At 39.0% G+C, this 603-nt stretch carries 1 protein-coding gene; it reads left to right on the top strand.

Annotation, left to right across the window (positions count from 1 at the left end):
- A partial coding sequence (locus HMPREF2979_RS06545) for an SspB-related isopeptide-forming adhesin (RefSeq protein ID WP_148132234.1) occupies positions 1-603 on the top strand: 603 nt, incomplete at both ends.

Genomic DNA, 603 nt, shown 5'->3' with positions numbered 1-603 from the left:
GCTAAAGTTCTTATCGCGACTGTAGGCGACATTGCGGACAAAGAATTTAACAACCGTGTTACACCTCCAGAAGAGCCTAAGTTCCAACCAGAGAAATACGTATTGAATACAGCGAAATTCTCTATCACTGATAACAAGCTTCTTGATGATGATTCAGAGTTGGCAGACAAGTACAATGATACCAATGCTAACCCATACGTTGATAAAGCTGATAACAACGAAGCAGAAAACATCAATACTAAGTCTGTTAAACGCGGCGAAAAGATCTACTATCAAGTATGGTTGGATACAACTAAATTCGACGCAGCTAACAAAGACAACGTTCAAACTGTAGGAATCACTGATGACTTCGATGAAACTAAGGTTGATGTAGATGGTTCAGCAATCAAAGCTTACGATTCAGTAACTGGAGCTGATGTCACAGATAAATTTGACATTAAAGTTGAAAATGGTGTGATGACTGCAACACTTAAAGATGGCTTCACTAAGTCACTTGGCGACGCAGAAAATACTCAAATCATTGACACAACTAAATTCGAATTTGGACGTTACTACAAGTTTGATATTCCAGCAACAGTTAAAGCTGATGTACCTGGCGGTGTA

Source organism: Streptococcus sp. HMSC078H12, from assembly GCF_001814615.1.
Taxonomy (GTDB): domain Bacteria; phylum Bacillota; class Bacilli; order Lactobacillales; family Streptococcaceae; genus Streptococcus; species Streptococcus salivarius_F.
The sequence above is the reverse complement of the archived record's forward strand: the minus strand, read 5'-3'. Positions and strand labels throughout refer to the sequence as shown.